The organism is Capnocytophaga sp. oral taxon 323, from assembly GCF_001278825.1.
Taxonomy (GTDB): Bacteria; Bacteroidota; Bacteroidia; order Flavobacteriales; family Flavobacteriaceae; genus Capnocytophaga; species Capnocytophaga ochracea.
Genome location: NZ_CP012589.1, coordinates 633966 through 659709 on the forward strand (window position 1 = coordinate 633966; position 25744 = coordinate 659709).

Genomic DNA, 25744 nt, shown 5'->3' on the forward strand with positions numbered 1-25744 from the left:
CTAACAACTGATAACTGATGACTAAAAACTAATAATTAATAAATATAATGAAAATAAAAGAGTTAGAACCAAAACAGTTATGGGCGAACTTTGCGAGCTTGAATGCCGTGCCTCGTCCATCAAAAAAAGAAGAGAAAGTCATTGCTTTTATGGTGGCTTTTGGCAAAAGTTTAGGGCTTGATACCTACCAAGACGAAACGGGCAATGTAATCATTAAAAAGCCCGCTACGGCAGGAATGGAAAACCGCAAAACAGTAGTGTTACAATCACACCTCGATATGGTACACCAAAAGAACAATGATACGGTGTTCGACTTTAGTACGGAAGGTATCAAAATGCTAGTAGATGGCGACTGGGTACGGGCTGATGGTACAACTTTGGGAGCCGATAATGGTATTGGGGTTGCGAGTATTATGACTATCTTACAAAGTAAGGATATCCCCCACCCTGCTCTTGAAGCTCTCTTTACTATTGACGAAGAAACAGGAATGACGGGTGCTAAAGGGCTCAAAGGCGGATTGCTCTCTGGTGATTTTCTTCTCAACTTAGATACTGAGGAAGACGACGAAATTGATATAGGATGTGCCGGTGGTGTAGATGTATCGGCGTTTAGAGAGTACGACGTGGTAGATACGCCTGATAATTCAGTAGGCTATACACTTACCATAAAAGGATTGCACGGCGGACATAGTGGTACAGATATCCATAAGGGTTATGCTAATGCCAACAAACTGATGAACCGTATATTATTCACTTGTACTGAGAAATTTGGTTTGCATATTGCAAGTGTAGATGGAGGCGGTTTGCGCAATGCTATTCCGAGAGAAAGCGTAGCGGTGGTAACTATTAATAAAAACGACGAAGTGGCTTTAAAAAAAGAAGTAGCTACACTTACCCAAGCACTCCAACACGAGTATTCAGTAACTGAACCAACTCTTACAGTATTACTTGAACCTACTGCGGTACCTGAGAAAGTAATGGAAGAAGAAGAACAAGAAGATGTATTACGCGCTCTTTACGCAGCTTTCAATGGGGTGTACAAAATGAGTCAGACGATTGCTGACCTTGTAGAAACCAGCAATAACGTAGCAAGGGTACAAATTAAAGACGGCGAAATAAACGTGTACTGCCTCACTCGTTCGGCTTCAGAAACTTCTAAATATGATTTGGCTGATACGATTCGCAGTAGTTTTGAGTTAGCTGGATTTGAAGTAGAATACACCGGTAGTTACCCAGGTTGGGAGCCCAAAGTAGATGCTGAAATCTTGAAGATTGTAAAAGCACAATACAAAACGCTCTTCGGTGAAACACCTAATGTAGTAGCTTGCCACGCAGGCTTAGAATGTGGCATTTTAGGAACCCATTACCCCAAAATGGAAATGGTGAGCTTTGGTCCTACTATCAAAGGGGCACACTCGCCTGCTGAAAAGGTAAATATAGCTTCTGTACAGAAGTTTTGGAAGTTCTTACTAGCGATATTGCAACATATTCCTAACAAATAAGAACAAGTATATACTTATTTATATAAAAAAGGGAAAGCTATCTAATTGATAGCTTTCCCTTTTTTTTAATATTATAAACTTTTTATATTACTTATTTAAGGCTTCCGACCATATCTTCAGGGCGTACCCATTTATCGAAGTCTTCCGGAGTTACATAGCCTAAACGCACAGCTTCTTCTTTAAGGGTTGTGCCATTGCGGTGAGCCGTTTGGGCTATTTCGGCTGCTTTATAATAGCCAATCTTAGTGTTAAGAGCTGTAACAAGCATTAACGAGTTATCTACTAATTCCTTAATACGTTTGTAATTAGGTTCAATACCACTTGCACAGTGTTCTTCAAATGACACGCAAACATCTCCTATCAACTCAGCTGATTTAAGGAAGTTAGAAGCCATCAATGGTTTAAATACATTTAATTCATAATGACCTTGTGTACCTCCTATTGAAATGGCTACATCATTACCCATTACTTGAGCTGCCACCATTGTCATAGCTTCACATTGAGTAGGATTTACTTTACCGGGCATAATAGAGCTACCAGGTTCGTTAGCAGGAATGATGATTTCGCCTATACCTGAGCGAGGTCCTGAAGCCATCATACGAATATCGTTTGCAATCTTATTGAGCGATACGGCTAATTGTTTAAGAGCTCCGTGGCTTTCGACAATTGCATCGTGAGAAGCTAAAGCTTCAAACTTATTAGGAGCGGTTACAAAAGGTAGACCGGTGAATTTAGCAATGTATTCAGCTACTTTCACGTCGTAACCTTTAGGGGTATTGAGCCCTGTACCTACGGCTGTACCTCCTAAGGCTAATTCTGAAAGGTGAGCTAATGTGTTTTTAAGAGCACGCAAACCGTGGTCGAGTTGAGATACGTAGCCAGAAAGTTCTTGTCCCAAAGTAAGTGGTGTAGCGTCCATAAGGTGCGTACGACCTATTTTTACTACATTTTTAAAGGCTTCGGATTTAGCAGCGAGAGTATCGCGTAGTTTCTGAACACCAGGAATAGTTTTCTCAACTACCATTTTATAGCAAGCGATGTGCATACCGGTAGGAAAAGTATCATTAGACGATTGCGATTTGTTTACATCGTCATTGGCTTTTAGTACGGGGTCGCCTTCACCTATTTTTTTACCAGCCAACACTTGAGCACGATTGGCAATCACTTCGTTCACGTTCATATTAGATTGTGTACCTGAACCGGTTTGCCAAATTACTAATGGGAATTGGTCGTTGAGTTTGCCTTCGAGAATTTCATCGCAAACTTGAGCGATAGCATCGCGTTTTTCGGCTGAAAGCACTCCTAAATCGAAGTTTGCATAAGCGGCAGCCTTTTTAAGGTAAGCAAAACCACGGATAATTTCAATCGGCATAGAAGCGGGTGCACCGATTTTAAAGTTGTTGCGTGAACGCTCTGTTTGTGCTCCCCAATATTTATCGGCTGGCACTTTCACTTCACCCAAAGTGTCTTTTTCAATTCTATAACTCATTTTGTTTGTATTAGTTAAAATAATCTTCTTTTAAAAACGCTACAAAGGTACGTTGTATTTTCTAAATATTAAAATTTTTCTGAGATTTTTTGATACCATTACTGTATTCTATTTATTAAAGACAGGTAGTGCGAGCCGCACAGACAGATGCAAGCCACACGGGCAGGTACGAGCCGTACGGGCAGGTGCGAGTCGCACAGACAGTTGTAGCACGACGGACAGTTGTAGCACGACGGACAGTTGTAGCACAACGAGCAGTCGTAGCACGACGAGCATTTTGGGGGTGAAATGAATTAATGATGAAATTAGGAGAGGAATATACAAAACTTATAGGAAACTTACAGGATAATCGAACAATAAGTGGCTTTTCAGTGGGTCTACAGTGGGTCTACAGTGGGTCTACAGTGGGTCTACAGTGGATCTACAGTGGGTCTACAGTGGGTCTACAGTGGGTCTACAGTGGGTCTACAGTGGGTCTAGAACGAACAAAAGATGAACGATGGATAAATCTAAGTTAAAGCTAAAAGATAGATAAAAAGAAGGTTATTAGTGGATTTCAACTTTGCCCAAGTTTGAAACTTGGGCAAAGTTCATACAAAAAGCGGTGCAAGGTACAAGGTCAGATAGAGAAAAGACGAGTGAGAAGCCCCCGAACCCCCGAAGGGGGACAAGCCTTAAAGAGAAATTGGTAAAGACTATCGGTCTGAAAGACAAGACTTATTTGAAGATAGAGCGAAACTGAATCAAGCCTAAGGAAAACAAAAGACGGTGCGAGCCACAAGAGCAGATAATGAAATAACGAACAATGAACGAACAAAAGACGGTGCGAGCCGCACGGGCAAATGAACAAATGATGAAGGAAAGATGAGGCTATGACAATTGTAAAAAAGCGTTTTTATCGTATTATGATGTAGGTGAAATCAATCTTTTAGTTATATTAAAATATTGGTAAATCAATTAATTAACAAATTGGGAGATTTTTTTTTCATCGTTCGCAATTATTTTAGTACTTTTGCACAAATTTTTTAGATTATGAATTTCGATGTAAAGGAGATTATCTCTGCTACTATGGTGCTCTTTGCGGTAGTTGATATTATCGGGAGTGTGCCTATCATTATTAATCTGCGCAAAAAAGCAGGACGTATACAATCTGAGAAAACAGCTATTGTAGCCGGTATTTTGCTTATTCTGTTTTTATTTATAGGCAAGCAATTACTCAATTTGTTTGGAGTAACGGTTGAGGCATTTGCTGTAGCTGGGGCATTTATTCTCTTTTTTCTCGCCTTAGAGATGATTTTAGGTATCACCCTCTACAAAGGTACTACGCCTGAGACTGCCTCTATTGTCCCTTTGGCTTTCCCTATGGTGGCAGGAGCAGGGGCACTCACTACTGTACTCTCCCTCAGGGCAAAGTTTTATGTAGAGAATATTATAGTGGCAATCCTCATTAATATGATTATTGTGTATATAGTGCTTAAATCTTCGGAGAAAATAGAGAAGTTTTTAGGCAAACAGGGCATTACCGTAATTCACAACCTTTTTGGAGTTATACTTTTAGCGATTGCAGTAAACTTGTTTACTACTAATATTAGGGCGATGTTATTTGGGCAATGATGAATGACAAATAACAGTACGAACCTCACCGACAAATAAAAAAATTACGAAAAAGCTACTAACCTCAAAGAATTATAACTAACAATTAAACAAAATGATAAACAAAGAAGATAATTTCTTTCTCTTAGCGGGACCTTGTGCTATAGAAGGGGAAGATATGGCGATGAAAATTGCTGAACATATAGTGAATATCACCCATAAACTGAATATATCCTACATTTTTAAAGGGAGTTTTAAGAAAGCCAATAGGAGTCGCGTAGATTCGTTTACGGGCATAGGCGATGAAAAAGCACTAAAAATACTCCAAAAAGTAGGGCAAACCTTTAATATTCCTACTGTTACTGATATTCATCAGGTGAGCGATGCGGCGATGGCTGCCGAATATGTAGATGTACTGCAAATACCAGCTTTCTTGGTGCGTCAGACTGATTTGGTGGTGGCAGCAGCCGAAACGGGTAAGGTAGTGAACTTGAAAAAAGGTCAGTTTATGAGTCCTGAGAGTATGCAATTTGCCGTGCAAAAAGTATTTGATAGTGGCAATGAAAAAGCGTTGATAACTGACCGTGGCACGATGTTCGGTTATCAAGACTTGATAGTAGATTTTCGAGGAATTCCGACGATGCGCAAGTTTGCTCCTGTAGTAATGGACGTTACGCACTCGCTACAACAGCCTAACCAAAGTAGTGGGGTAACAGGCGGTCGCCCAGATATGATTGAAACCATTGCCCGCGCTGCTATTGTGAACAATGCCGACGGACTTTTTATTGAAACCCATTTTGACCCTACTAATGCCAAAAGTGATGGGGCAAATATGCTACATCTCGACCTCCTTGAAGGTCTTTTAACGCGTTTGGTTGCCATTCGCAAAACAATTAACGAATTTTAATGAACTATACTGAAGCGCTTTCTAATCCTATTTTTAAACTCATAAGCGATATTTCAGCTGAGATATCGGTTGAAAGTTACGTGATTGGGGGCTTTGTACGCGATTATTTATTAGAGAAAAAACTTCCCAAAGACATCGATGTAGTATCAATCGGTAGTGGTATTTCGTTGGCTGAAAAAGTAGCTGAGCGATTGCCTAATGCTCCTAAAGTATCGATATTTAAAAACTTTGGCACAGCAATGATTAAAGCCGATGGCTTAGATATTGAGTTTGTAGGGGCGCGCCGTGAAAGCTATGAGGCAAACTCACGCAAGCCTTATGTAGAGAGTGGCACGCTACAAGACGACCAAAACCGTAGGGATTTCACTATCAACGCAATGGCTTTCTCTCTGAACAGAGATACTTTTGGCGAGCTTATCGACCCTTTTGACGGCTTAGGCGACTTAAAACGAAAGCTCATTCGCACCCCCTTAGACCCTGATATTACTTATTCAGACGACCCTTTGCGTATGATGCGTGCTATCAGGTTTGCTACCCAACTGAATTTTAAGATTGAAAAGCAGTCGCTAAAAGCTATTACTGATAATAAGGAACGGCTAAAAATCATCTCGAACGAGCGTATTGTAGAGGAACTGAACAAGATACTCGCTTCGCCTAAACCTTCTATTGGACTGAAATTGCTGTACGAAACGGGCTTGTTGCACTATATCCTCCCAGAACTCATTGCCTTGCAAGGGGTGGAGGAACACGACGGACAACGCCATAAAGATAACTTTTGGCATACCTTAGAAGTGGTGGATAATATATCAGAAAACACCGATAACCTCTGGTTACGCTGGGCTGCGCTCTTACACGACATTGGCAAAGCACCTACCAAACGCTTCGACAAGAAGATAGGTTGGACATTTCACGGACACGAGTTTGTGGGGAGCAAGATGGTATATCACCTCTTCAAACGTTTGCGAATGCCTCTGAACGACAAGATGAAATACGTGCAGAAAATCGTAAAGATGAGTTCGCGCCCTATTATCATTGCTGATGATATTGTTACTGATTCGGCTGTACGCCGTTTGGTATTTGATGCTGGAGAGGAGTTTGAAGACCTAATGACCCTCTGCGAAGCTGATATTACTACTAAAAACCCTAAGAAATTCAAAAAATATCACGACAATTTCCAAATAGTACGCCAAAAGGTAGTGGAAGTAGAAGAGAAAGACCACATTCGCAATTTCCAACCTCCGGTAAGCGGTGAAGAGATAATGCGGACGTTCAACTTACCTCCTTCACAACCGGTAGGAATGCTAAAAGAAGCGATAAAAGAAGCGATTTTAGAGGGGAAAATCCCTAATGAATACGAGGCTGCCAAAGCCTTTATGATGGAGAAAGCAAAGAAAATGAAGTTGATTTAGAGGTGCGAGCCACACAGGCAGTGTGAACCACACAGGCGATTAATTTAGTAATGAGATTATGGTTTTTCATATTATTGCTGATGAGTCCGCTTTTGATGAGGGGGCAAGAAATGACGCGTATCAGAGGAAAAGTATTCTACAACAATGCGCCTTTGGAAGGGGTGCATATTCAAAACATAGACAACCAGCACTATACTACTACCGATGCTGAGGGGTCTTTTTCGATAGACGCTACCAAAGGACAGAGCTTAAAAGCTACGTATGTAGGCAAGAAAACACTTTACCACAGCCTTACACAAGTGGATTTACAGCGACTGGTTGTTTTAAAAATGGCTGATATTACCATTGCATTAGAAGAAGTGAGTGTTACTGAAAAACCTAAGATTACTGCTCAGAGTTTGGGTATTTTACAACATACTCCAAAAGAACGCACTTGGGAAGAGAAACGGAAGTACGCTAATACAGATATTCTTCAAATAGACAAATTCTCCCTCTACAAACTACTAGTAGGAAATGTGAGTTTTAACTTCAATGCAATTATCAACCACCTGAACGGAAAGGCAAAGATTATAAAGCAACAAGTTATCAATGAAAAGAACCTAAGGGTGGCACATTACATCGTAAATGAGATGGGCAACTACCTCAAAAATGAACATCACCTAACGGAAGAAGAAATAGGCACCTTGGCTTTCTATGTAATGGAAAAACCCGAAGCACACCGGCTTGTAGAGCGAAAAGACAACAAGCAATTAGAGTTTATGTTATACGAATGGTGGAATGAATTAACTAATTTACAGAAAGAAGAAACAAAAAAAAATGTTAATAATTAATTGTTATTTAATAATTAATTTGTACCTTTGCTAACGAAAAACAACGCTGATAAAATATATAACAAGAGTCAGCCTCTATATAAAATTAATTTTATGAAAAGTATTGAAACAGCAAAAATGTGGCTTTCTGACACTTTTGATGCAGAAACCCGCAACAAGGTTCAAGCCCTCATCGACGGAAATCCCGATGAGCTCAACGAAGCCTTTCACAAGAACTTAGAGTTCGGTACTGGTGGTATGCGCGGTATTATGGGAATTGGTACCAACCGCATCAACAAATACACTTTGGGAAAAAATACCCAAGGATTGAGCAACTACCTCAAAAAATGCTTCCCTAACCAAGAGATTAAAGTGGCTATCGCTCACGACTGTCGCAATAACTCTAAGAAGTTTGCCAAAATAGTAGCCGATGTGTTTGCTGCTAATGGCATAAAAGTATTCCTCTTCTCCGACCTCCGCCCTACCCCAGAGCTTTCGTTTACAGTACGCTACTTAGGCTGTCAAGCGGGTATCGTGCTTACCGCCTCTCACAACCCCCAGAATACAACGGTTATAAAGTGTATTGGGAAGACGGCGGACAAACCGTACCGCCCGAAGACGGTGATATTATGAAAGCTATTGAAGCACTTGACTTCAAAGACATCAAATTCAACGCCGATGAGAGTCTTATTCACTACATCGACAAAGAACTTGACAATGCTTTTGCCGAAGCATCTATCAAACACGGAGACTTCAATGCTCCTGAGAAAGACAAGCTAAAAATTGTATTTACTTCTTTGCACGGAACGTCTATCACTATGGTACCCGATGTGCTCAAACGCGCAGGCTTTACCAATGTACACATCGTAGAGGAACAAGCTGTACCTGATGGCAATTTTCCTACGGTAAAATCACCTAACCCCGAAGAGCCCGAAGCTCTTACGTTGGCACTCAAAAAGCAGACGAAATAGGAGCTGATATCGTAATAGGTACTGACCCCGATTGTGACCGAATAGGTATAGCCGTTCGCGACCTTCACGGCAAAATGGTGCTACTTAACGGTAACCAAACAATGGTAATGATGACCGACTTTCTCTTGGCACAACAAAGCAAAAAAGGCTTTAAAGGCAACGAGTTTGTAGCTTCTACTATCGTTTCGACTCCTATGGTAAAAGCTATCGCCGATGCATACAAAGTGGAATACAAAGAAGGGCTCACGGGCTTCAAATGGATTGCCAAGATGATAAAAGATTTCCCTAAGCTCACTTTCATAGGCGGTGGTGAAGAAAGCTTCGGTTATATGGTTGGTGATTTCGTACGCGATAAAGATGCCGTAACTGCGACCCTATTGGCTTGTGAGATTGCTGCATTTGCCAAAGCTAAAGGCAGTTCCTTCTACAGAGAATTGCTACACGCTTATACCAAATACGGGTTCTACAAAGAGTATCTCATTTCCTTAGTGAAAAAAGGTATTTCGGGCTCAGAAGAGATTGCTAAGATGATGAAAGACTTGCGCGAAAATCCGTTGAAGGAAATTAACGGAGAAAAAGTAACGCTGATTTGCGATTACCAATCGTCTAAGGCTTTCCACCCACTTACTGGTAAAGTAGAAGATATAGACGTTCCTAAATCGAATGTGCTTATCTACCACACCGATAAAGGCACTCGTGTAGCAGCACGCCCCAGCGGTACAGAGCCTAAGATTAAGTTTTATTTCAGTGTAAATACATCTTTGAGCAGTGTAGAAACTTTTGAAGCAACTCAAAAGGTTTTGGATAGCAAAATCGAAAAGATAGTAGAAGAGTTAAAGCTAAAATAGTGAACCACTCTATATACTCTATATAGAGTCTGCAAATAGACAGTACCTCTGCATTCAACAATTGAATGCAGAGGTACTTTTTTGAAGAAAGAAATATGTAAAACAGAAAACAGAGCCCCTTTTACAAGAGACTCCGTTTTCATCTTCAATAAAGCTAAAAATCTTTATCTTTATAAATTGTATTAATAACCAGGGGTTTGAACAAGTGTATTATCATCAGCTATCATAGCTGGAGAAATAGGTAAATATATATTCTTTTTTCTACCATTGGAAGTCATTGAAGCTACTTCATCATACACAAAATTATCACCTGCACGTAGTAAATCCCACCAACGTTTACCTTCTCCAATGAACTCTTTGTAACGTTCATCAAGAATAGCCTTGGCATTATCAGCCTTAGTACTATTAGTATAACCGTGAGTAGCTACGTTATAATTGCTACCATAAGCTCTTGCACGCACTTGGTTTATCTCAGCAGAAGGGTCTTCACCCAAGTTATTTTTAGCCTCTGCCAATAGCAATAATACATCAGCATAGCGATAAATAGGTACGTTATTTTCGTTCACTATATCTCCTGAGTTATTTCTTCCTACGAATTTTGATAATATAGAACCTAAATAATTAGTAGTGTTAAAAGGAATATGTCCTACATTATCAGAGTAAACACGTACAAATGTAGCACGGCGTTGATCTTTTACGTCATCTATTAGGCGCAAAGTTTTTTCAGAAGGAGAATTATAGTTACCTCCTTCTACATATAGAAAAGAAGAAATTTTACGACCACTATCATCAAACTTATCCTTAACATCAGTATTACGTGCTGTTGTTACTTTATAGAAATGTTCAGCTTCATCTTTCTTATAGTCTAAGGCAAAAATAAACTCAGTATTTTTTTCGTTATCAATACCCCATAAGTTTTCATAGGGCACTAATGCTCCTGAAACTTGGCTAAGAGCATTCTTGGCTTCAGTAAATTCAGTGGCACCACCACCTAACACTTTACCTGACCACAAGAAGACATCTCCTTTAAGAATAAGGGTAGCACGTTTTGACCAATATACGTTATCACGATAAAAGTTCTCATTACCCTCAAATAAGTCTAACGATCTTTGGATATCTTGTTTGATAAAAGCTAATACTTCTGCTTTAGGAGCACGTGCTTTTTTAAGAGCAGTTAAGTTATTAACGTTTTGCAAAGGTTCTGTAACAAGAGGTACATCTCCCCAACTTTTTAGCATAGTGTAATAGATATAGGCTCTAAGCCCATACATCTGTGCCAACATATTCTTTTTCTCATTTTCATTACTGAAAGGAGTTTGAGGGGCATTTTTAATAAAGTCATTGATATAATGCAACATTGAATACCAATTTCCCCAATTATTAAATGCGACCTTAGTAATGTTAATGTCGTTAGTATAGAGGTCTTGATTATGTGAATTTTCGATAGCTTTACCGCCCCATATATCAGAACGGAGTTCCCCCATCAGCCACATTGTATACCCATAAGATCTAAAACGTGAATATACGCCTGAGTGTACCGACTTGGCTGCTTCTTCTTTATTCCAAAATCCTGTATAAGTAAGATCACTTTCAGGAGGTGTTTCTAATTCACAGGCTCCCAAAAATAGCAATGAGAGTCCTAATAATATATTTCTTTTCATTTTAGTTCTATTTTAAAAAGTTATTTAAAAAGTAGCATTGATACCAAAAGTAAAGCTACGTGGCAAAGGAAAACGTCCATTATCCCAACCGCCTTTTTCAGGAGAATAACCCGAATACTTAGTAAAGTAAGCTAAGTTAGTACCTGAAACGAAAAGACGAATATCTTTAAAAGCATTATTCACTAAAGATCCTGGCAAATTATAGCTAAGAGTAATTTCACGCAAAGCCAAATAATCTCCTTTCTCCCAGTAGCGAGAACTTGCTGTAAATTGTTCTTCTCCTGCTTTTGTTTCAGCTTTATGGTTGCCGCGAGGGTCGGTAAAGTCATAACGTGGAATATCAGTATTAGGATTCTCAGGTGTCCAAGTATCTTTTATCTCTGATGTCCAGTTCATATTACCCTGTACTTGTGAAATACCTCTACTTCGTACGCCATTGTGTACTAAGTGTCCCACCGCATAGTCTGTTTTTACAAAGAGATTAATGTTTTTATAAGTAAAATCGGTAGTAAAACCTCCTATAAAATCGGGAGTTGTCCTACCCAATACTACTCTATCTCGGCTATTGATAATACCATCACCATTTACGTCTTTCCAACGGGTATCACCTACCATAGGTTTTCTATTAGCCGCAGGTATAGTACCCGCATAAAAGTCAATTTGTCTGTTTTTATGAGGTTCTAATTCTGCTTGGTTATGATATACACCTTCATCTTGATAACCTACTACTAAGTCATCACCTACACGTTCTCCTTCTTGACGACCACCTACATACATAGTTTTGGTAGGATCAGAAGGATCCCATATTTCTTGTCCTCCTATACGATTCTTATCATTACCGTTATGTGGAAGTTTCTTCACAAAGCTACGAATACGGGTAAAGTTAGCTCCTATATTCCATTTTATATCATCAGTATTGATAACTTTGAAGTTCGCCTCAATTTCAATACCTCTGTTTTGTAGTGTACCATTATTGATTTTCACAGATGAGAAACCTGTAGAGATAGGTATTCTTTGGTCTGCCAATTTATCATAGATATCACGAATGAAATAATCTACTAAGAAATTCACACGATTGTTAAAAAGTCCAAGGTCTAACCCGAAGTTTAACGTAGTAGCTTTTTCCCATTTCAAGTAATACAAAGGTACAGAAGTATTTACATAGCCTTTCTTACCATTATAGGGTGATTGTACACTGTATTTTCCTAACAACCAATAGTAATCATTGCTTATAGTCAAAGCATCAATATTTCCGTTTACCCCATAGCTCACACGTGGTTTTAGTCTGCTGATTACTTGGCTAATTTTTCCTTCTTTGAAGAACTCTTCATTATGAGCATTCCAACCTATAGAAGCTCCCGGGAAAAAGCCGAATTTATTATCACGTAGTTTTGAAGTACCGTCATAACGGAAAGTAAGTCCTAAAAGGTAGCGGTCGTCATAATCGTAATTAAGTTGCCCAAAAGCAGACACTATACTATAATCGCGTTTGTAGGAATAAGGGATTCCACTTGCTTTAGCTCCTGCATTGAGGGTACGGATAAGGTCAGTGGGAGAACCTTCAGTAGCTGCATTAGAAGCGAATTGTTGTTGTTTGAAAAACTCACCTCCTAATAATACACTTAGATTATGCTTTTCAGCAAAAGTATTTTTGTAGTTCAGCGTAAGGGTACCCTGATTGTTCATAGTGCGATCGTAAGCCGTTTTAGCTTGGCGAGAAGATACTAAAGCTCCACTATTCATATAAGCCTTGTAAAACCTTTCATCTGTATTATGCACAGCGAAATGGCTAGCACGTGCCATCAAAGAAAGATTTTTAAGCAATTTCCAATCAAACTGTACCGAAGCCGTAATACGGTGTTCTATATTGTCCATTAAGAACTTATCTTTGTAGTAAGCAGGGTTACCAAAACCTGAGTTACTACCAGGATTGTAGTCTTTAGAAGAACTGCCATCGGGATTGGTATTGTAAATACGTGAAGTAGGCGCTTGCCCTGCAAAACGTTGGAAAATAAAATAATCATCTTCATTGGCATAAGTACTCAAAGCATCTCTAAAAGACCCTACTTTGTTAGATTGAGCATAAAGAACATTAGAAGATACTTTAAAATCATCAGTAATCTTATATGAACCGTTAAAAGTACCAGAATAACGTTTAAAGTTAGACCCTAATACTAAACCCGTATCATCTAAATATCCTAATCCCAAATAATAAGTGCCTTTATCATTACCTCCTTCAAATGAAACACTGTAATCTTTAGCATCACTATATTGATAGATAAGTTCTCCTACATTATTATTTTGAAAAATAAGTGTTTTAGTAGGGTCTAAAGGATCTGTCATTGTTTGCCATTCTGGATTATTAAGCAAATAACGATTGGCATTGGTAAGTTCCATTGTAGTATATGGTGAATCAGTAGTATTATTACCTGTTGACATAGCGTGTGTACCAGTAAGGAATTGGTCGAAATTGTGTACTCCGTAGTCTTGTACATTCTTAATAGCACGTCTATTCCAGTAGATAAAGTCGCGCGCATCAAGATAATCGGGTAAAGCACGTTTCTGATTCATCGTATATTTGGTTCTGACGGTAATATTAGAACGTCCTGTTTTTCCTTTTTTAGTAGTTATCAAGATAACTCCATTCGCAGCACGTGCTCCATAAATAGCAGTAGAAGCAGCGTCTTTTAAGACCTCCATAGATTCTATATCATCAGAGTTTAAGGCGTAAAAAGAACCTGGTACTCCATCTATTAAGACCAAAGGAGAACCACTACCATCGAAGCCAGTACCACCACGCAATTGTATTTCGGGGGTAGTCCCTGGTTTCCCTGTTACTTGGGTTACTCTAAGTCCTGCAATACTACCTTGTAGAGCGGTAGCCGCATTAGAACGTGGAGCACTTTCTAATACTTTTGTGTTCAATTTAGAAACTGAAGTAGCTAAGGTTTTACGAGTTTGCACTCCATATCCCGTCACCACCACTTCATCAAGCGTATTGCTCTCTTCTTTTAACTTAATATTAAGTGTAACATTTCCACCTCCTGTTACTCTTCTCTCTTGGGTAGTATACCCTACAAAGCTAAATACAAGAATATCACCCTCCTTTGCAGTGAGGGTATAGTTCCCTTCAAAGTCGGTCTGGGCACCGTGTGTGGTACCTTTCACAACTACAGCAGCGCCTGGCAACGGCATTTCATCAGAAGAAACCGTCCCTTTCACTATTATCTCTTGCGCCCAACCTATTGTGGTAAAAAACAACAAGAAGAATACATTAAATAAATACTTTTGCTTCATTACTTTAAATTTTTACTGATTGATTCTATTAATACAATGGGGTGGTAGGTTAATTACATTTTATATAAACTACATTTGGTTACATTTGTTAAAGAAATCAATGCTTTCCAATTCTTTCTTAATGACTGCTTCCTCTTCATCAGTAATGTTTTGGAAAGGCGTACGATTGATACCTAAGTCTAAACCGAGCAACTTCATTATACGCTTACCGCACACTATGTTGCCACGATATTTAGCAATTACATTTATCACGTCTTGGGCGTAGTTTTGCAACTCAGCAGCTTTGGCAATATTGCCTTTGTGGTATTCATCTATGATACCTACCAATACCTTGCCTATATAGCTACCAGTACCGCTAATACCACCACGAGCACCCCCCATTACAAGAGCATTGAGGATAGTCTCGTCTAAGCCGTAGAGCATATCGTATTTACCATTGTTGTACAACATACATTGGTTGTACTCATAAAGTGGTTCGTAGGTGTATTTGATACCCGCTAAGTTAGGAATACGTCCGTCAGCTGCTTTAAGGAAAGGCAACATAGGAAGGTACACCCCATTGAGCACAGGGATATGGTAAAAATAGAAAGGCAGATTAGGCGCTCCACAAGCTATTTCCTCGCAGTATTTCACCAGCTCCTCTACCCTACCCGCTTTGGGGAAAGGTGAAGCCATTGCCCCAATACCGAAAGCTCTAATTTCTTGGGCGTGTTGTGCCATTTTGTAGCTATCTTTTATGCAGGTAGCCCCACAGTGTACAATCACTTTGAAGCCTTTGGGAGCTACTGATACCCATTTTTCGGCTATCTTCATACGTTCTTCAACCGTCATCATATAGCCTTCACCTGACGAACCGTTGATAAATACGCCTATCAATCCATTTTTTTGCAAGAGTTTTGCATATTTATCAATAGGGTCTAAATTTACTTCTCCTTTCTTGTCAAAAGGTGTAAAGGGCGCTACTATCAGCCCATTAATTTTTTCAAATGTCATTTTATTTAGTTATTTATTCCTCTCCCTCTCCTTTCTTCCCCTCCCTAAAAGGAAGGGGAAGGGGAACCTCAAAAGCAATAATAAGGAGAGTGTTTATTAATAATTCTATTTCAATTAGCTCCTCCTTGGGAGGAGTTGGGGATTATTATTCTCCACACAATTCTCTCTTAGGTTTTAAGAATAACAACATCAGTACAATGGCTATTAAGATAATCACCGAGAGTTTGCTAAAATCAGCTCCTAAGTTGCCCGCATCGGTAGAAGTACCAAGCATTAAGGTAACAGCATAGCCCGAAAATACGCCTCCCATATTCATAATGCCATAAGCCGTAGCGCGTTGCTGTTGTGGAATAATTTGGCATAAGATAGGCATATTGTTGGTATCGAACATTCCGTAGCCAATACCAAAAAGCAAAGTTGCCCCTATCATTGCTACATACGACTCTCCAAAGCCTATGAGTATCAAGGCAGGAATGGTAAGTCCTAAACCAATAGTACTAGTGTAGATGCGCGCTTTGATATTTGTCTGTACCCAGCGGTCGGACAATGTACCTCCTATGAGCACTCCTAAGAAAGAAGATATAGCGATAGAAATTGTTGCTATAGGTCCTGCAGTAGCCATCGGTACATTTAAGTTAGTAGCAAAGAGCGTAGGCAACCAGTTCTTAGTTCCCCAGCCTGGAAAACTCGATGCCATAAAGTAGAACAAGAGTATCCAGAAAGAGAAAGTGCCAAACACAAGAGCAAGCGACGACAACAATGAGTTTTTCGGTGCTGACGTTGTTTGTGTAGTTGCTTGTGGTTTACGCTCTATATCAAAGAGAGTAAATACCAAGAAAAAAGCATACACTATCCCTACCATACCAAACCAGTGAAACACAGTATGCCAAGTATAGTTAGAGGCAATAGTAGCTCCAAAGCCTCCTAAGGCTTGTCCTGCATAAAGCCCCGACATATGAATACCTATAGCCAAAGAACGTGTTTTTGAAGTATGGTAATCGGCTATCATAGAAAGAGCAGTAGCTAAGTAAAGCGCCTCACTGAGTCCCATTAAGGCGCGCAGCCAATACACCTGATTAAAGGTTGTCGCATAACCCATACCATAAGTTACTGCCGACCATACAAACAGGCTTCCTACAATCATCCACTTGCGGTTCACGCGGTCGGCAATAATACCAGCCACAGGGCTCATCAATCCGTAGATAAGAAGGAACACTCCCATCAGCCTACCAAAGTTTTCTCCCACAGCAAGCTCTTTGATGTCCATTTTCATCGACTCCTGCATCGTGGAGAGCATTTGTCGATCTAAATAATTCAATAGTGCCACCACCCATAGCAATGCCACTACTATCCAAGGGTATATTTTACTGTTTTTCATAGTATCAATTGTTATATTGGTTTGTTAAAGAGCCTCCCTACGGTCAGGAAATCTAACAGATTAACAAAAGTTTGTTTGATTTTGTTTTTTTGATTGATTTCTGAGACATTGCCTCTCCCTTAAATAAGTATATACTATTTTACCACAACTTTAAAAGTTTTATTGCTACGTACACCCGGTTTTAGTTCTCCTTGCACGAGGTAGAACTCAACTGGAGAGCCTACTAAGGTAGCACCTGCTCGAGCGAAATCAGTTTGTGTATCGAGCACCGACCACTGTTGCGTGTGAGTATCGAACAGATAACACTCTTTATTGAAACGATAGTACTCAATAGGCTGTGTCATATAATGCGACATATAATCGTAGTTTTTCTGCTTGCGTGTCTCATCAGTGAGGGTAGTATCGCGACCTATATGATAGAGGTCGGTGATGGTTTTTAAGAAAAGTGTCGCATTTACACCTCCAAAACAAGCAATATAGCGGTTATCAATAGCCAAAGCTGTAGCTCCTGTGAGCGAAAATGGCACTTTATCAAGACTTTCTTGTGTAGCTACTTTTTGCCATTGCTGTTGTTGCACACTATACCTCCACACAGCAGTAGAGAGAGTAGGCACGCGGGTAGTATCCCCCCCGAAAAAGCCTCCTAACAAGAATAAGTGTGTATCACCCTCTTGTTCCATCGCTACTAATACAGGTTGTACACTGGGCTCTTCGGGGAAATCAGGCAAGCGATGCCACTCTTCATCAGTAGCAGTATCGATATAATACACTTTGTTAGAGGGCTTTCCCGAAGCACTACCTCCCGCTACAAACACCTTGCTACCTATGCTCGCACCTGCAAAGTTGTCGAGTGGTTCAGGCAAAGAGGGGAAAGAAGTAAGCGTAATGCCTTTTTCTTTTGAATACTGCACCTTATAGCAATTGGCTAAAGAGTGTGTAGCCGTCTGTCCTCCTATCCACAGATAGCCAGCAGGAATCGCTACCGATACCCCATACGCCGCTGCTTCAGGAAGTTTGCCCACTGTTTGCCATTGGTTTTGCGTTTTATTGAAATGAAGTATTTCATCGTAAAACACTTTCTTTCCGCCTTCAAACCCGAGTTTATCAGGGAAGTTACACCCTCCTGCTACCAATAATTCACCGTTGAGCAGGGCAGCATAAGAAGCCGAAACGCCTTTCTGCAAATCGCCTTCCAAGCCTTGGGTGGTAAGTGTTGTAATATTAATTTTCATAGGTTGTTCTTTTTGGGTTTCTGTACAAGCCGTCAATATTATTAGAGATAAAACGAATAGTGCAGACTTTGCCAAAGGTGCGAGCCACACGGGCAGGAAACTTTGGCAAAGTAGCTTAGACTTTGTCAAAGTTTTTCTGTTCATTATTTGTCTTTTATCATTAACCATTAACAATTAACCATTAATCATTGCAATTGTTTTCCACACTTGATATAAGCCACGTGGTACGTGGAAACAGCCCTTCCATTTACCGCCTTTGAGGTCTAAGAGCACTTCGCCTTGGCGGTTGAGGTACCCCCACCATTCGCGATGTTTAGAATCTTTAAAATGTTCCCAAGTGTAATGATGCACTTTCTCAAACCACTGCAAGCACTCTTTATTACCAGTGAGTTGATATCCTTTTATCAGCGAGATAAGCGTTTCTATATGTACCCACCACAGTTTCTGATCCCATTCTAATTGTTGGGGCGGACAGCCTTTTCTATCCATAAAGTAGTAGATACCGCCATACTCTTTATCCCAACCGTAGTCAATCATTTTTAGAGTAGTTTGCACCGCCTTTTCGATGAGCTCAGGACGATTGAGACGTTTGCCTAAGTCCATTATAAACCACATTGCCTCAATGGCGTGACCGGGGGTAAGCTGACGACCTTCAAAAGTATCAGATAGCGAACCGTCAGCATTTACATTTTCTACTACGATGCCACCCAGTTCAGGGCGTAAAAATACGTCCATTACTTCGTGAATACAAGTATCCATCGTTTTCTCGATAAAAGCCTCGTCCAATAAGGGTTCTATCTCCAATGCCAAATTACAGAGAATCATAGGCAAGGCAAAGTTTTTAAGCGAACGAGTGCCTGGGTAGGCTTTGTTCCATTTTCCCTTAGGATTATCTTGTTTGGAAAGGATAATATCAAAAGTGCGTTTGGCTATATCGGCATATTCTTGATTGCCTGTGGCAATGCTCAACTGACCGAAAGCCATCGTAGCAAAGGTATAAGAGAAAATATTATAAGGTTCCACAAGAGGGTTACCTTGTCGGTCTAATGAAAAATACCAGTTTAGGTTTCCGTCGTGTCCGTATTTCTTGAGGAACTCTGCCCCTTGTATAGCACAGTCCAACCATTCCTGACGTTTTTCTACACGGTTATAAATCATTGCAAAGAGCCATACTTCACGCCCTTGTAGCCAAATAAACTTATCGGTATCAAATACATTTCCTTGGCGGTCAAGACAAGTAAAATAACCACCATATTCTTTGTCTTGCGATTTCTCTAGCCAAAACGGAATCACGTTTTGTAACAATTCATCGCGATATTGTTTTTCTAATTGTTTAAAATCCATTATTAAAATAGTATCTTAGTTTTAATTGTGATTTAGTTTTTATTCTTCTTTAATCGACGGGGCAAAATAACAAATAAAAAATGATATGACCAAATATTTAATAAAGTTTTTTTATATATAAATTTTATGAAATATTGATTTTAGATATAACAAACTGATTTACATATACATCAAAATTAAACGGAAAGTATTGCATTTTCGTATTATTTCGAAAAAACAACTATAAACAATCTTTTTATTTTCTATTTCATTCAAAAATCTATCATAAGGAATATTTAAAAATATTTTATTTTACAAATTCTACAAAGCATAAAAACTAAAATAATAAAACTTTTAATTAATAACAGCCTATTAATTTATTTGAAATAGAAAATAAAGCGCATAATAATAAAACAGAAGAGTTATATTAATATGTATAAAGCAAAGCACATAGCTTCGTACTATAATTTATTTTCAAGAATAAATCCATCATTTTCCTATTGCAATAGAGTCTCTCTCTTTTCTGTTACACATTATATATCAATCGCTTACAAACCACTCCCTATATTTCAACACTTATATTACTTCGCAAAACCTATTTTCCTTCATTGTTCCATTATCAGCCCGTATCACTCGTACCGTTGTTTGTATGAACATTGCCAAAATTTCAAACCTTTGGCAATGTTAAAATCCACTAATAACCTTCTTCTTATCTCGCTCTTAGTTTTAACTTACCTTCTTTTTTCGTTCGTCATTTGTTTGTCTTTACGTCGCTTTATTTTTCCCTTTGGAGCAGGTTAGGGAAAGGTTTTGTTCGTCTTTTCTCTATCTGCCCGTGTGGCTCGCACCGTCTTTTGTTCGTCTTTTGTTCGTCTTTTGTTCGTCTTTTGTTCGTCTTTTGTTCGTCTTTTGTTCGTCTTTTGTTCGTCTTTTGTTCGTCTTTTGTTCGTCTTTTGTTCGTCTTTTGTTCGTCTTTTGTTCGTCTTTTGTTCGTCTTTTGTTCGTCTTTCCTATAAGCTCTCCATATCTACATTATTTCATTCTCCCACCCCCATTTGCTAATTCTCAAATTTGCTAATCTGCTAATAACACCTGCCTATGTAGCTTGCACTGTCTTTGCGTCGCTACACTCCCTTTTCCAGTATGGACTTTGCCAAAGTTTCAGACTTTGGCAAAGTTGAAAGCGCCCAATAGTCTCTTTCTTACCTCCATTATATCCTTATTTTGAATTTGTCTTTTGTTAATTCTTGACTCACTATAGACCCACTGTAGAGCCACTGTAGAGCCACTGTAGAGCCACTGTAGAGCCACTGTAGAGCCACTGTAGAGCCACTGTAGAGCCACTGTAGAGCCACTGTAGAGCCACTGTAGAGCCACTGTAGAGCCACTGTAGAGCCACTGTAGAGCCACTGTAGAGCCACTGTAGAGCCACTGTAGAGCCACTGTAGACCCACTGTAGAGCCACTGTAGAGCCACTGTAGACCCACTGTAGACCCACTGTAGACCCACTGTAGACCCACTGTAGACCCACTGTAGACCCACTGTAGACCCACTGTAGACCCACTGTAGACCCACTGTAGACCCACTGTAGACCCACTGTAGACCCACTGTAGACCCACTGTAGACCCACTGTAGACCCACTGTAGACCCACTGTAGACCCACTGTAGACCCACTGTAGACCCACTGTAGACCCACTGTAGACCCACTGTAGACCCACTGTAGACCCACTGTAGACCCACTGTAGACCCACTGTAAACCCACTCATCATTCGCCTTTCCGTCGCCACACCTCCCTTACTGTCTTTATCAAAGTTGAAATCCCCCCTCCGCATTACATTCGTCATTAACCACTAACCATTAATTAAAATTTTGCTTATTTGCTAATTATTCTCTACCTTTGCACTCCAAATTAACAAAGACATTATGATTTACGAAATATGTGCCAGCTCATTCGAGTCGGCTAAAAATGCACAAGAAGCAGGTGCTACTCGCATTGAATTATGCAGTGAATTGGGAGTAGGAGGCATCACTCCAAGCTACGGATTGATTAAAAAAGTAATGGACGAACTGAGCATCGGCAATTGTGTGCTGATACGTCCACGCAGTGGCGATTTCACTTATACCGAAGAAGAATTCGATGTAATGTTGCGCGATATTGCTCTTTGCCGTAAGTTAGGTTGTATGGGCGTAGTAACGGGTGTGTTGCACCGCGATAATACTATTGATGAAGAGCGCACCACACGCCTCATTGAAGCCTCTGGTGATATGGAATTTATCTATCATCGTGCTTTCGACTGTGCCCCCGACCCCATTGTAGCTATTCAAACCTTGAAGCGTTTGGGAGTGAAACGCATTCTCACCTCAGGAGGTAAGAAATCGGCTATTGAGGGGCTCGCTCTTCTAAAAGAACTCAATCGCATTGGCGGAGGACAACCTACTATTATGCCCGGTGGTGGCATCAATGCGCAAAGTATCGTGCAGATAAAAGCTGCCGGTTTTACCGAAGTACATTTCTCAGGTACTGTTTTCGAAGATTTAGGCACTACCTTACCTTTCTCGTTCAAAACAGAAAGTTTTTTAGATGAAAGAAAAAGACCTATTTCTAACGTTAAAATTATTCGTGAGATTATTAGCAAATTAGCAAATTAACGAATAGGCAAATATTCTATGATTTATATTATACTTATCAGTATCTTTACGCTGTATTTCTTATTGAGTTTTTATGCTAGCAGAAGCTTAAAGACACTTGCCGTAGCACGATGGATACATTGGACTTTCTGGGGAATAGCAGTAGCGATTGTTCTCAACCTTCTTTATCATTGGTTCAACAGAGGTAAAACGGTGTGGAGTGCTCCTCAGCAATATGCTGTGGCAGGACTGCTTACGTGGCTCATCATCTGCTTGTTTGTCAGTTTGCCTTTGCTTATAGAAGATATTACTCGGCTTATACGCGCTTTTTTCAGCAAGAAAAAGCAAAACGCTCCTCGTTTGCCCTCACGACGCAAGTTTATCAGTATGCTGGGTTGGGGCTTGGCGGCTATTCCTTTTGCCTCTATCCTCTACGCTATTTTTAAAGGAAAGTACAATTACAAGGTATGGAAGTATACCCTTTATTTTCGCGACCTTCCTAAGGCGTTCGATGGCTATCGAATTACTCAAATCTCGGATATTCACTGTGGAAGTTTTGACAATTATGAAAAGATACGTTATGGGGTAGAACTTATCAATGCTCAAAAGAGTGATGTCATTCTTTTTACAGGCGATTTGGTAAATAACTTGGCAGAGGAGGTTCACAATTGGAAAAGCTTGTTTGCTACGTTGCACGCTCCTGATGGTGTCTTTTCTATTATGGGTAACCACGATTATGGCGATTACTCTTCTTGGGAAAGCGTTGAAGCCAAGCGCAAGAACTTAGAACACTTGTTTAATTTACAAAAGGAAATGGGTTGGGACTTGCTCCTCAATGAGCACCGCTATTTAGAACGCAATGGCGAAAAGATTGCCCTTATAGGCGTTGAAAACTGGGGGCGCGGTAGATTCTCTAAATACGGCGACCTCAATAAAGCTATGGAGGGAGTAAACGAAGAAGATTTTAAAATACTGATGAGCCACGACCCTACTCATTTTCAAGAAATTGTTTTGCCCGAGAAAAAGAACATAGCGCTCACCCTTAGCGGTCATACACACGGAATGCAGTGCGGGATTGAAATACCCCAATGGCGGTGGAGTCCCTCACAATATATTTATAAATATTGGGGTGGTATGTATCAAGAAGGAGCACAATATTTAAACGTAAATCGTGGGTTTGGGTATCACGCATTCCCTGGAAGATTAGGCGTATGGCCTGAAATTACTGTCATAGAACTCAAACGAGGATAATATAACTTTTGCGAAGATTATTATGGATACATTTTTAAAGGAATTAGAAAGTCTAAATGCTCCTCAACGTGCTGCCGTGCTTCAAAAAGATGGACCTATCATCGTGATAGCAGGAGCAGGCTCTGGTAAAACTCGCGTGCTTACTTATCGCATAGCCAACTTGATGCGAGAAGGAGTAGATGCTTTCAATATCCTTGCTCTTACCTTTACTAATAAGGCTGCCAACGAAATGAAAAAGCGTATTGCTAGTCTTGTAGGCAACAACGAAGCAAAGAACCTATGGATGGGTACATTCCACTCTGTTTTTGCCAAAATCTTGCGCATCGAAGCCGATAAATTGGGATATCCTCAAAATTTTACTATATATGACACTCAAGACTCTCAGCGCCTTATTAATGGCATCATTAAGGAGATGGAGTTGGACAAGGATATCTATAAGTATAAACGAATACAATCGCGTATTTCTTCCTTTAAAAACAGTCTTATTACCGTGAGAGCCTATTTTAATAATCCTGAACTGATGGAAGCTGACGCAATGGCAAGACAACCACGTTTAGGAGAAATTTATCAAGAATATGTAGATAGGTGTTTTAAAGCAGGAGCAATGGATTTTGACGATTTATTGCTGAAAACAAATGAACTCCTCAATCTATATCCTGATGTATTGGCAAAATATCAAAATAGGTTTAGGTATATTCTTGTAGATGAGTATCAAGATACCAATCACTCTCAATATCTTATCGTGAAGGCTTTGGCTGACCGTTTTCATAACATTTGTGTAGTAGGAGATGATGCGCAAAGTATTTATGCTTTTAGGGGAGCAAACATCAATAATATTCTCAATTTCAAAAATGATTATCCAGAGGCAAAAGAATATAAGTTAGAGCAAAATTACCGTTCTACAAAAAACATTGTGGAAGCAGCTAATAGCGTGATAGAACACAATAAAATACGATTGGAAAAGGTAGTTTTCACCGAAAATGAATTAGGTGAACCTATTAAAGTGCATAGAAGTCCTACTGATGCTGATGAAGGTCGTTTTGTAGCGAGCTCTATCTTTGAAAACAAGATGCAATACCAGCTTCCTAATGGTAATTTTGCGGTGCTTTATCGCACTAACTCACAATCGCGTGCTATTGAAGATGCTCTTAGAAAACGTGATATTCCATATCGCATCTATGGCGGATTGTCATTCTACCAACGCAAGGAAATCAAAGATATGCTTGCTTATTTAAGACTTATCATCAATCCAAATGATGAGGAAGCTTTGGTGCGTATTATCAATTTTCCTGCACGAGGCATTGGAGAAACTACAATGGAAAAGCTTACTTTGGCAGCAAATCATTATAAGAAGTCTATCTTCGAGATAATGTATAACATCAATAAACTTCCAGAATTGCACATCAACACTACTACAAAGCAAAAACTTACTGATTTTGTGGTAATGATTCTTAACTTTCAAGCACTCAATCAAAAAGCAAATGCTTTTGAAGTTGCCGAACAAGTCGCAAAGAAAACAGGGCTTTTGCAAGAGTTTAAAAAAGATGGTACCCCCGAGGGTATAGCCAAAATGGAAAACATCGAAGAGATGCTTAATGGTATGAAAGATTTTGTAGAAGGACAAGAAGATGTGGCAGATAGCAGGGCAAGTCTTTCAGAATATTTAGAAGATGTTGCTTTGGCTACTGATATGGATAAAGAGATAGGCGATGATGACCGTGTAGCTTTGATGACTATTCACTTGGCAAAAGGATTGGAGTTTCCGTATGTATACGTGGTAGGAATGGAAGAAGATTTGTTTCCTTCGGCAATGAGCATACAATCACGTAATGATTTGGAAGAAGAAAGAAGGTTATTTTATGTAGCACTCACCCGTGCTGAGAAACAAGCCTATTTAACTTATGCAGAAAACCGTTATCGTTGGGGAAAACTTTCTGATGCCGAGCCAAGTAGATTTATCGAAGAAATAGATGAACGTTATCTGCAGTATCTTACCCCTTCTATTTCTAATCCTAATTATCGTTATAAACCACTTATTGATAGGGATATTTTTGGTGAAGTAGATAAAAGTAAACTACGTTTGCAGAAACCTATAAGTGGAATACCTCCTCATAAAAACGCTCCAACAGGAGAAGAACAACAAAAACTCAGGAAGTTAAAACCTGTGAATGCTTTGTATAATTCTAATAGTAATAATAAAAATACTTATAACGGACTGGATATAGGAACAGTAGTTTATCACGAACGTTTCGGTCGTGGTAAAGTAATTTCATTGGAAGGAACAGGAAATGATAAAAAGGCGCAAATAAATTTCGAGACAGGAGGTTTAAAAAATATATTATTACGCTTTGCTAAACTAACTATTATTGATAGTTTGAACGAAGATTTATAACCCGCTTTACCTATTCGTCATTTCGAATTAAAGAGCATTATAGCTTTTAAGCTGAGGTACC

General features: G+C 39.6%; 17 protein-coding genes and 1 pseudogene. 10 read left to right on the plus strand and 8 right to left on the minus strand.

The window, feature by feature from the left end:
• Window positions 1–47: 47 nt before the first annotated feature.
• A complete protein-coding gene (locus AM608_RS02800) occupies window positions 48–1502 on the plus strand; it encodes an aminoacyl-histidine dipeptidase (protein ID WP_053580690.1) in 1455 nt (484 codons plus the stop codon).
• Window positions 1503–1593: 91 nt separating this feature from the next.
• Here the strand turns inward: AM608_RS02800 and fumC are convergent, their stop codons facing one another.
• A complete protein-coding gene (gene fumC, locus AM608_RS02805; RefSeq protein ID WP_015783032.1) occupies window positions 1594–2991 on the minus strand; it encodes a class II fumarate hydratase in 1398 nt (465 codons plus the stop codon).
• 296 nt (window positions 2992–3287) lie between these two features.
• Between fumC and AM608_RS11990 the strand changes: the two genes are divergently transcribed.
• The 6 genes and pseudogenes from AM608_RS11990 (at window position 3288) to AM608_RS02840 (ending at window position 9528) form a co-directional block, all read left to right on the plus strand.
• Window positions 3288–3509 (plus strand): hypothetical protein, encoded by a 222-nt coding sequence (locus tag AM608_RS11990; RefSeq protein WP_157466232.1) that lies wholly within the window; start codon window positions 3288–3290, stop codon window positions 3507–3509.
• A gap of 514 nt (window positions 3510–4023) precedes the next feature.
• Window positions 4024–4605 (plus strand): MarC family protein, encoded by a 582-nt coding sequence (locus AM608_RS02820; RefSeq protein WP_002672351.1) that lies wholly within the window; start codon window positions 4024–4026, stop codon window positions 4603–4605.
• 94 nt (window positions 4606–4699) lie between these two features.
• Window positions 4700–5491 carry a 3-deoxy-8-phosphooctulonate synthase gene (gene kdsA, locus AM608_RS02825; RefSeq protein ID WP_053580692.1) on the plus strand — a complete coding sequence of 264 codons (792 nt, stop codon included), beginning with the start codon at window positions 4700–4702 and terminating at the stop codon, window positions 5489–5491.
• Window positions 5491–6900, plus strand: coding sequence for a CCA tRNA nucleotidyltransferase (locus AM608_RS02830; protein WP_053580693.1), 1410 nt, complete (start codon window positions 5491–5493; stop codon window positions 6898–6900). The genes kdsA and AM608_RS02830 overlap by 1 nt, the downstream gene beginning before the upstream one ends.
• 50 nt (window positions 6901–6950) lie before the next feature.
• Window positions 6951–7730: a carboxypeptidase-like regulatory domain-containing protein gene (locus AM608_RS02835; protein WP_253273504.1), complete on the plus strand. Its 780-nt coding sequence runs from the start codon at window positions 6951–6953 to the stop codon at window positions 7728–7730.
• A 93-nt stretch (window positions 7731–7823) separates the two neighbouring features.
• Window positions 7824–9528, plus strand: a pseudogene (locus tag AM608_RS02840) (phospho-sugar mutase).
• Window positions 9529–9710: 182 nt separating this feature from the next.
• Here the strand turns inward: AM608_RS02840 and AM608_RS02845 are convergent.
• From AM608_RS02845 to AM608_RS12395, 7 genes are all read right to left on the minus strand, one after another.
• Window positions 9711–11189 (minus strand): RagB/SusD family nutrient uptake outer membrane protein, encoded by a 1479-nt coding sequence (locus AM608_RS02845; RefSeq protein WP_053580695.1) that lies wholly within the window; start codon window positions 11187–11189, stop codon window positions 9711–9713.
• Between the two features lie 24 nt (window positions 11190–11213).
• Window positions 11214–14486, minus strand: a complete 3273-nt coding sequence (locus AM608_RS02850) for a TonB-dependent receptor (protein ID WP_053580696.1) — start codon at window positions 14484–14486, stop codon at window positions 11214–11216.
• Between the two features lie 69 nt (window positions 14487–14555).
• The gene (locus AM608_RS02855) at window positions 14556–15479 is read right to left on the minus strand and encodes a dihydrodipicolinate synthase family protein (protein ID WP_053580697.1); all 924 of its coding nucleotides are present in this window, start codon (window positions 15477–15479) and stop codon (window positions 14556–14558) included.
• Window positions 15480–15624: 145 nt separating this feature from the next.
• Window positions 15625–16857 (minus strand): MFS transporter, encoded by a 1233-nt coding sequence (locus AM608_RS02860; RefSeq protein ID WP_015783040.1) that lies wholly within the window; start codon window positions 16855–16857, stop codon window positions 15625–15627.
• A 134-nt stretch (window positions 16858–16991) separates the two neighbouring features.
• Entirely contained in the window at window positions 16992–18257 is a 1266-nt protein-coding gene (locus tag AM608_RS02865; RefSeq protein ID WP_053580698.1) for a cyclically-permuted mutarotase family protein, read from the minus strand.
• A 6-nt stretch (window positions 18258–18263) separates the two neighbouring features.
• On the minus strand, window positions 18264–19433 hold the full coding sequence (locus AM608_RS02870; RefSeq protein ID WP_053580699.1) for an AGE family epimerase/isomerase: 1170 nt from the start codon (window positions 19431–19433) through the stop codon (window positions 18264–18266).
• Window positions 19434–20573: 1140 nt separating this feature from the next.
• On the minus strand, window positions 20574–21152 hold the full coding sequence (locus AM608_RS12395; protein WP_253273505.1) for a hypothetical protein: 579 nt from the start codon (window positions 21150–21152) through the stop codon (window positions 20574–20576).
• A 183-nt stretch (window positions 21153–21335) separates the two neighbouring features.
• On the opposite strand from AM608_RS12395, the gene AM608_RS02880 reads away from it, so the two are divergent.
• The 3 genes from AM608_RS02880 to AM608_RS02890 are packed head-to-tail and all read left to right on the plus strand — an operon-like array spanning window position 21336 to window position 25683.
• Entirely contained in the window at window positions 21336–22061 is a 726-nt protein-coding gene (locus AM608_RS02880; protein ID WP_053580701.1) for a copper homeostasis protein CutC, read from the plus strand.
• Window positions 22062–22079: 18 nt separating this feature from the next.
• Window positions 22080–23291, plus strand: coding sequence for a metallophosphoesterase (locus AM608_RS02885; protein WP_053580702.1), 1212 nt, complete (start codon window positions 22080–22082; stop codon window positions 23289–23291).
• A gap of 22 nt (window positions 23292–23313) precedes the next feature.
• Window positions 23314–25683, plus strand: a complete 2370-nt coding sequence (locus tag AM608_RS02890) for an ATP-dependent helicase (RefSeq protein WP_053580703.1) — start codon at window positions 23314–23316, stop codon at window positions 25681–25683.
• Window positions 25684–25744: the final 61 nt, after the last annotated feature.

What these genes read in the sequence shown, in the direction of transcription:
- AM608_RS02820 (WP_002672351.1), top strand. Translation starts at nt 4,024, where the DNA reads ATGAATTTCGATGTAAAGGAGATTATCTCTGCTACTATGGTGCTCTTT.
- AM608_RS02845 (WP_053580695.1), bottom strand. Translation starts at nt 11,189, where the DNA reads ATGAAAAGAAATATATTATTAGGACTCTCATTGCTATTTTTGGGAGCC.
- AM608_RS02830 (WP_053580693.1), top strand. Translation starts at nt 5,491, where the DNA reads ATGAACTATACTGAAGCGCTTTCTAATCCTATTTTTAAACTCATAAGC.
- AM608_RS02855 (WP_053580697.1), bottom strand. Translation starts at nt 15,479, where the DNA reads ATGACATTTGAAAAAATTAATGGGCTGATAGTAGCGCCCTTTACACCT.
- AM608_RS02880 (WP_053580701.1), top strand. Translation starts at nt 21,336, where the DNA reads ATGATTTACGAAATATGTGCCAGCTCATTCGAGTCGGCTAAAAATGCA.
- AM608_RS02860 (WP_015783040.1), bottom strand. Translation starts at nt 16,857, where the DNA reads ATGAAAAACAGTAAAATATACCCTTGGATAGTAGTGGCATTGCTATGG.
- AM608_RS11990 (WP_157466232.1), top strand. Translation starts at nt 3,288, where the DNA reads ATGATGAAATTAGGAGAGGAATATACAAAACTTATAGGAAACTTACAG.
- AM608_RS02890 (WP_053580703.1), top strand. Translation starts at nt 23,314, where the DNA reads ATGGATACATTTTTAAAGGAATTAGAAAGTCTAAATGCTCCTCAACGT.
- fumC (WP_015783032.1), bottom strand. Translation starts at nt 2,991, where the DNA reads ATGAGTTATAGAATTGAAAAAGACACTTTGGGTGAAGTGAAAGTGCCA.
- AM608_RS02850 (WP_053580696.1), bottom strand. Translation starts at nt 14,486, where the DNA reads ATGAAGCAAAAGTATTTATTTAATGTATTCTTCTTGTTGTTTTTTACC.
- AM608_RS02870 (WP_053580699.1), bottom strand. Translation starts at nt 19,433, where the DNA reads ATGGATTTTAAACAATTAGAAAAACAATATCGCGATGAATTGTTACAA.
- kdsA (WP_053580692.1), top strand. Translation starts at nt 4,700, where the DNA reads ATGATAAACAAAGAAGATAATTTCTTTCTCTTAGCGGGACCTTGTGCT.
- AM608_RS02800 (WP_053580690.1), top strand. Translation starts at nt 48, where the DNA reads ATGAAAATAAAAGAGTTAGAACCAAAACAGTTATGGGCGAACTTTGCG.
- AM608_RS02835 (WP_253273504.1), top strand. Translation starts at nt 6,951, where the DNA reads ATGAGATTATGGTTTTTCATATTATTGCTGATGAGTCCGCTTTTGATG.
- AM608_RS02885 (WP_053580702.1), top strand. Translation starts at nt 22,080, where the DNA reads ATGATTTATATTATACTTATCAGTATCTTTACGCTGTATTTCTTATTG.
- AM608_RS02865 (WP_053580698.1), bottom strand. Translation starts at nt 18,257, where the DNA reads ATGGTTAATGATAAAAGACAAATAATGAACAGAAAAACTTTGACAAAG.